Raw genomic sequence first — 6354 nt, 5'->3', positions numbered from 1 at the left:
TCCAACCCTTCCAACGACTCGGCGACCGCGACAACGCCACCGGCGTCGGCCTCGGCCTCGCCCTGTCCCGCGGCCTCACCGAGGCCATGGGCGGCACCCTCACCCCCGACGACACCCCCGGCGGCGGCCTGACCATGACCCTTACCCTCCCGGCCGCGGTCGTCGCATGACCCCGGGTGCCGGTGGTCGTCCTGTCCGGCCGGCTGCGCCTGCGTCGCAAGCCGGGGCCCGGCCCGCCCGCGCCTGCGTCGCAAGCCGGAGCCCGATCCGGTCCGCCCGCGCCACCTGCTTACCGAGCCGGCGACCCGCCACCGCTTCCGGCCCTGACCGGTGCGCGGCCGGCCCTGACGGTCACCGGCTGGCTCGCCCCGAGCAGGGCGGCCAGCACGGTGACGCCGGCCCCTACGGCCGCGAGGGCCGGGCCGGCACCCGCCGACAGCAGCCCGGTGGCGATGAGCGCGGTGGCGAGCACGGTCAGCCCGCACACCACCCACCGGCCGCCGACGAGCGCGGTGCACACGCTGGTCGCCGCGGCCCAGACGAGGATCCGGGTGTCGTGGTCGTCGCCCAGCAGGGCGGCGGTTCCGGCTGCCGTCGCGACGAGCGCGGCCGCGCCGCCGATCGCGCCGAGGATGTGCTGATACATCGTGGGCTCCTCTCCGGTCGTCGCGCCTTACCCCCGGTACAACACCCGCACCTGCTGCCGTGGACGGGTCTTGACGCCGTCCCGACGCTCGCGGCGGCTTTCCCGACGCTTCCTTGACGCCGCGCGTAAGCCCTGGCCGGCCGGGTATCCGTGGCGCCATGTTTCGCATGCTCGGAGGCGCCGTCGTCGCCGCGCTCGTGCTGGCAGTCGGCGGCGCGAGCCCGCCGCCGGCGGTCGCCCGGGTCGCCCGGCTCGCCCCGCCGGTCTGCGCCACCAAACCGACGGTCGTGCTGGTCCACGGCGCCTGGGCGGGCACGTCGTCGTGGACCCCGGTGCTGGAGCGGCTGCGGCACGAGGGGTACCAGGTCCGCGCGTTCGCGAACCCGCTGCGCGGCCTCACCGGCGACGCCGCCGCGGCGGCCGCGTTCATGGCCACCCTGCGCGGCCCGCTCGTCGTGGCGGGCCACTCGTACGGCGGCTCGGTCGTCACCAACGCGACGGACGGCAACGCGAACGTGAAGGCGCTCGTGTACGTCGACGCGGCCGCCCCCGCCGTCGGCGAGACCACCGGCCAGCTCAGCGGCCAGGGCTCCGCGCTGGGCGGCGACCCGGCCGACCTCTACACCAGCGTCGGCACCGACCTGTACCTGCGCCAGACGGTGTTCCAGCACTCCTTCGCCCCGGACCTCCCGCTCGAAGAGTCCGCGACGCTGTGGGCGGGGCAGCGTCCGGCGGCGCAGGCCGCGTTCACGACCAAGTCCGCGAAGGCGGCCTGGCGCACGAAGCCGTCCTGGTACGTGATCGGCGACGCCGACAAGATCATCACCCCCCAGTCCCAGCACATGATGGCCAAGCGGGCCGGCTCCCACGTGACGACGGTCCCGGGCGGCTCCCACCTGACCCTGATCTCCCACCCCGGCCCGGTGACCGACACCATCCTCGCCGCGGCCCGCGCCACCTGCTGAGGCGCCGTCGACAACTTGCGGCATCTGTATGCCCGCGGTTGACGCCACCCGGGGCGACAGCCGGTATTCATCCGTCCTTGAGACGCCGTACCGCGTCGATCGGATACATCGCGGTCGGAGGTACCGGCAGATCGTTCGGCGCACCCTGCCGACGGCCTCGGCCATGCTCTAGCGTCCTGCGTGTCCCCGGGACGCGGAGGTGACTGTGAAGGTTGTGGCCGTCGCCAACAACAAGGGCGGCGTGGGCAAGACCACTGTGACGGCCAATCTCGGCGCGGGACTGGCCAACCTCGGCATGCGGGTCCTGCTGATCGACCTCGATCCGCAGGCGAGCCTCACCAAGTCGTTCTTCACCGTCGACGAGACGGCCCGGTTCCTCACACAGGTCCGCACAATCGGGACGTGGTTCAAGAGCTCGGACCGCGGGCGGGCGAAGTGCCTCGCGGAGCTGGTCGTGAGCCCGCCGCGGTTCAACGGCATGCTGAAGCACGGCGGCTGGCTCGAGCTCATCCCGTCCGACTCGACCCTGGTCGACGCCGAGGTACTCATCCCGAACTCGGTGGACGCGACCGGCAACATCCAGGACTCGAAGTTCCTGCGCATGCACCGCCGGCTGGCCGAGGACCTCGGCGACCCGGCGTTCGCCAAGTACGACGTCATCCTGATCGACTGCCCACCGGCGTTCTCGCTGACGACCAAGATGGCGATCGTCGCCAGCGACATCATGCTCATCCCCGCGCGGCCCGACTTCCTGTCCGCCGAGGGCATCCAGGAACTCGGCAAGGCATTGACGCGGCTCACTAGCGACTACAACCAGCACCTCAGCGGATCTCGCAGTGCCAAGACGCTGGCACCGATGCGGATGCCGAGGACGGCGGTCGTGTTCACCATGGTGCAGCTCTTCAGCGGGCGCCCGATCGACGTGCACAGTCAGTTCATCAACGAGGTCAAAGCCCTGGGCGTGCCGGTCCTCGACACGATGATCCGCGATCGCAGCAGCGCCTTCGCCGCCTCCGGCCGGCACGGCGTGCCGACGATCATGGCTCACGGCGTGCCGTCCGAGGTGCGCAACGACCTGGGCGACGTCATCGACGAACTCCGGAAACAGCTTGAGAGGCTCCCATCGTGACCGATTCCCCGAAGCTGGCAGCGTTGGCGCTCAACGAGATCGGCAAGCTCCTCGCCAAGCTCACCGCGGAGCAGCTCGCGGACCTCGCGGACGGCAGGGCGTTCGTGGAGTTCCGCAGCGGTGAGACCACCGTGACGTCCCGGACGGCGGGCCGGACGACGACCAAGGCGCCGAAGGCGGAGGTCGACCTCGACGCGATGGTGGCCGAGATCAAGGCGTTCACCGAGGAGGACGCGGTCGAGCGTTATCTGATCGAGCACGACAAGGAGCTGCCGCTGCCCAAGATGCGCGAGCTCGCGGAGCGGATCGGGCCCCCGGTCACGACCAAGGGCGCGAAGTCGAAGGCCCAGCTGCGCAAGAACATCGCGGCCGGCACCGGCGGTCTCGTCAACCGCCCGGCGTCGGTGTTCAGCGGGACCTGGGACCGCTAAGGCGTGCCGTTGAGCACCACGATCATGGCCTCGACGAGCTGACGGATCCACTCGACGGCCTTCGTGGTGCTCGCGGCGTCGATGTCGCGCTTGTGCGGCGCGTTCGCGGGATCCTCGTCGTATTCGTGTGCGATCTTGTTGCGCCGTACGACAAGCTCGTTCAGTCGCTCCTGCACCTGCTTCGCATCGTAGGAGACGCCGTCAGTCGCGCGTTCGGTGAGAACGGTGGCCACCCGTTGCCAGAACTGCGCCACGTCGGCGACGTGCGCCAACCCCTCGCGGATCTTGTCAGGTTGCTGGAACGTGAGCCGCCCGAATGCCTCGGACCAATGCAGATCGACCGCCTGGGCCACCGTGAGCTCCTGAGCGGCGACCCGTTCGACGAGCCCGATCGGCAGCTGGAACCGCTGGAACTGCTTCGGCCAAGCCCCGGCCGGTTGGCCGGCTAGCGTCAGCATGCGCTCCCGGATCTCCTGGTGGACCCAGTGGTCGAGGGCGGCGACCGACTGCACCCACGCCGCCCTGAACACGTCTGAGACCTCGAACGCCTCGACCTTGAGCTGCTGCAGGTGCTGGCCGGCGGTGGCCAGACTGAGTGCGTACTCCAGGTTGCGCCGCAGGTTGTCGACGGCCGTCGTCGGCGCCGTCGAAACCGGCGGTGGAGGCGTGGGGCGCCGACTGTGGTTCAGCAGCGCCTCGACCCGGGCGGTCGCATCCGTTCGACCGACCCGGTAGATACTCGTGAGCGCAGGCACGGCGAGCAGATCGGTGCCAAGCTCGGCCCGGCTGACGTCGACGCGGGCCCAGCGGACCGGCCGGACGTGCTGCCCGGCGAGCTCGGGCCGGTGGGTGTAGTCGCCGGTGATCGTGCCGACAGCCAGGTCGGGCGCGGTGCTCCGCAGCAGGACGACGTGGTCGCCGACCCGCATCTTGCAGCGGAACGCGTACAGCTGCACGGCGGCCACCTGGCGGGATCGCGCCGAGAACTGCGGGTAGGCCGCGTCGACGGCGGCCCGGATCTCGGCCGGTGTCCGGTACGGCGTCAGGTCGCCGAGCTGCCGCCAGCCCATCGCGATGGTGCCGTGCTCCATCGCCTCCCGTTCGAACTCGTCGTCCTGCCCCGCTCGCACGATCCAGGTCTGCACGTCGCCCATCGCGTCCTCCGGGTCAGTCGGTGCTGCTGGCCGGCAACGGGATGCGCTCACCGGTCCACGGCTTCTCGTCGAGGGCAGGCATCCGGCCGAGCGGCTGCATCGCGACCTGTTCGCGGGCCAGGATCTCCTCCCACTCCTCGGCGGTGCCCGAGACCCGGAAGGGCCCGATCGGTATCTCGATCGAGTCGTCGATCACCTGCACGGGCACGGTCTCGCCGGCGATCTCGACGTCGCTGTCGATGCCGGCGGTCGCGGCCGCGGTGACGGCGGCGGAGAAGTCGTCCATGTCGGCGGAGCCGGTCCACGACAGGCCGGCACCGCCCGCCCGGAACATCAGCCGCCCCGGTGCCCAGGCACTGCCGAAGAGCACGAGCGTGAGCTTGTAGCCGTCGGTCGTGGCTGCGGGCCCGGCGGGCAGCCGGTCGAGCCACGCCGGGCGGAAGGACGTCAGCAGTTCGGTCATCGCCTCGGCGAGGAGCCGTCGCCGCTCGGCGAGGAACCGGGTGAAGGTGGCCGCGACCCGCAGGTCGTCGTCGAGCGGGATGTAGTGCGCGGCAAGCTCCTTGTCCCCAAGTGTGGGGAAATAGTCGGCCGGGGACTTGTCGCTGATCTTCAGGTTGGCCTTGCGCGAGATGAAGGCCAGATTGGCGAGCTCGTTGATCTCGGCCTTCTCGTACTTGCCGAGCGTCGCGACCGGGTGGACGTGGTGGAACTGCAACTGGTGGTCGTCGTCCTGGCCCGGCATGATCTCGGTGGCGTACCACCAGTCCCGGGCGCCGTTGCGCTGCGCGACGAGCAGGCTGAGGAAGAAGTACGGGCTCTCCTTGGATCGGCCGATGAGGGAGTCCGCGGTGATGCTCGGCAGCGCCTGCAGCACCCCGAGATTGCGCAGGAGCTCGCCGGTCGGGTCGGGCTTGCGCGCGGCCTGGATGTCGCGGCTGAGGTTCGTATCGGTCGACGTCGAGTACCGGGTCCGGACCAACGCGATGAGCAGCCAGTAGAGGGCCGCGTCCGCGGTCTGTTGGTCGGTCCTCTCGTCCGCGCGTTCGCCGAACAGCACTACCAGCGGAATCAAGGGCAAGAGCGATGGCAGCGGCTCGGAGCTGCTGAGTCTGAGGTTGCTCTTGAGCGTCTTGACGACCTGCCGGAGCCCGTCCTGCACGGTTTTCCAGGCCTGCTCGAGCCGCTGCTCCTCGACCTTGTTGAGGTCGGTGAGCGACCAGGACGACATGCCGCCACCGAACAGCACGCCCGCGAACGCGCGGGCCAGGAACTCCACGTCGAGGTCGCCGTATCCCTGGCGCCTCCAGTGGGTTGCCTCGCGCTGGAACTTGTCGAGGACGCCAGGCCACTTCGCCGACAGCGTCGACATGGCCAGGTCGGCGCGGCTGAGGTGGCGCCCGGCACTGTTGACCCGGACGAACACCTCGGCGACCTGGTCGTACGAAAAGCCCCGCAGCGTCTCGACCTGGAACGTGCGGTCCCGCAACTGGCGGATACAGCCGAGCCGGTCCTCGATCTCGACCTCGGTGAGCTGGGTGCCCGCGCGGCGCAGCTTGCGGGTGAGCTGGCCGATGCCGGTCCGCTGGTCGAGGATGTCGACGACCTTGATCCAGCCGGGGTCGGCCTTGGTGGCAGCGCTCTGGTTCTGGAACCGCTCACGCTCGACGTGGAAGACGATCTGGGCGTCGGGATGGTCGGTGAACACCCGGTGCAGCGAGGTCAGCCGCTGCTGACCGTCGAGCAGGTACATCGGCTGCCGGAACGGGTTGCCGGCCTGCTGGGTCACGCTGAGCTCGCGGGTCACCGGCGGTTCGTCGGACTGCCAGAACAACAGCGAGCCGAAGGGGAACCTGCGGTACAGCGAGTCGATAAGCTTCGCCACCTGCGTCGGCCGCCAGACATAGCTGCGCTGCAGCTCCGGGAGTTTGATCTCCGAGCGGTCGATCTGGTGCATCAGTTCGCCGACCGGCAGGATGGAGCGCTCGATATTCATCAGTTGATCACCCCAGGTGCTCCCGACATGACG

The 6354-nt window shown here is 70.1% G+C and carries 7 protein-coding genes; 4 read left to right on the top strand and 3 right to left on the bottom strand.

All coding sequences use genetic code 11. The annotated features are described in order from the left end of the window. The coding region (locus ABZS66_RS42490) for an ATP-binding protein (RefSeq protein WP_354768120.1) at positions 1-170 on the top strand (170 nt) is incomplete at its 5' end. Positions 171-289: 119 nt separating this feature from the next. On the opposite strand, the gene ABZS66_RS42485 is transcribed toward ABZS66_RS42490, so the two are convergent. Next, positions 290-646, bottom strand: coding sequence for a hypothetical protein (locus tag ABZS66_RS42485; RefSeq protein ID WP_354768118.1), 357 nt, complete (start codon positions 644-646; stop codon positions 290-292). A gap of 167 nt (positions 647-813) precedes the next feature. Here ABZS66_RS42485 and ABZS66_RS42480 point away from each other — a divergent pair, with 167 nt between their 5' ends. From ABZS66_RS42480 to ABZS66_RS42470, 3 genes are all read left to right on the top strand, one after another. Next, positions 814-1611, top strand: a complete 798-nt coding sequence (locus ABZS66_RS42480; protein ID WP_354768116.1) for an alpha/beta hydrolase — start codon at positions 814-816, stop codon at positions 1609-1611. Positions 1612-1816: 205 nt separating this feature from the next. Then, entirely contained in the window at positions 1817-2740 is a 924-nt protein-coding gene (locus ABZS66_RS42475; RefSeq protein WP_354768114.1) for a ParA family protein, read from the top strand. Continuing rightward, entirely contained in the window at positions 2737-3171 is a 435-nt protein-coding gene (locus ABZS66_RS42470) for a hypothetical protein (protein ID WP_354768112.1), read from the top strand. Before ABZS66_RS42475 ends, ABZS66_RS42470 begins: the two co-directional genes overlap by 4 nt. Here the strand turns inward: ABZS66_RS42470 and ABZS66_RS42465 are convergent. Both ABZS66_RS42465 and ABZS66_RS42460 read right to left on the bottom strand, forming a co-directional pair. Continuing rightward, entirely contained in the window at positions 3168-4325 is a 1158-nt protein-coding gene (locus ABZS66_RS42465; RefSeq protein ID WP_354768110.1) for a hypothetical protein, read from the bottom strand. The two genes, ABZS66_RS42470 and ABZS66_RS42465, sit on opposite strands and share 4 nt — an antisense overlap. Before the next feature lie 13 nt (positions 4326-4338). Next, positions 4339-6321, bottom strand: a complete 1983-nt coding sequence (locus ABZS66_RS42460; protein WP_354768108.1) for a DUF262 domain-containing protein — start codon at positions 6319-6321, stop codon at positions 4339-4341. Positions 6322-6354 lie beyond the last annotated feature (33 nt).

The sequence above is a fragment of the Dactylosporangium sp. NPDC005572 genome, assembly GCF_040605515.1.
GTDB lineage: Bacteria > Actinomycetota > Actinomycetes > Mycobacteriales > Micromonosporaceae > Dactylosporangium.
This window is presented reverse-complemented; position numbering and strand designations above follow the sequence as displayed.

Bases quoted from the DNA above. Each gene is read 5' to 3' on its own strand.
- ABZS66_RS42485 (WP_354768118.1), bottom strand. From the start codon at position 646: ATGTATCAGCACATCCTCGGCGCGATCGGCGGCGCGGCCGCGCTCGTC.
- ABZS66_RS42480 (WP_354768116.1), top strand. From the start codon at position 814: ATGCTCGGAGGCGCCGTCGTCGCCGCGCTCGTGCTGGCAGTCGGCGGC.
- ABZS66_RS42465 (WP_354768110.1), bottom strand. From the start codon at position 4,325: ATGGGCGACGTGCAGACCTGGATCGTGCGAGCGGGGCAGGACGACGAG.
- ABZS66_RS42460 (WP_354768108.1), bottom strand. From the start codon at position 6,321: ATGAATATCGAGCGCTCCATCCTGCCGGTCGGCGAACTGATGCACCAG.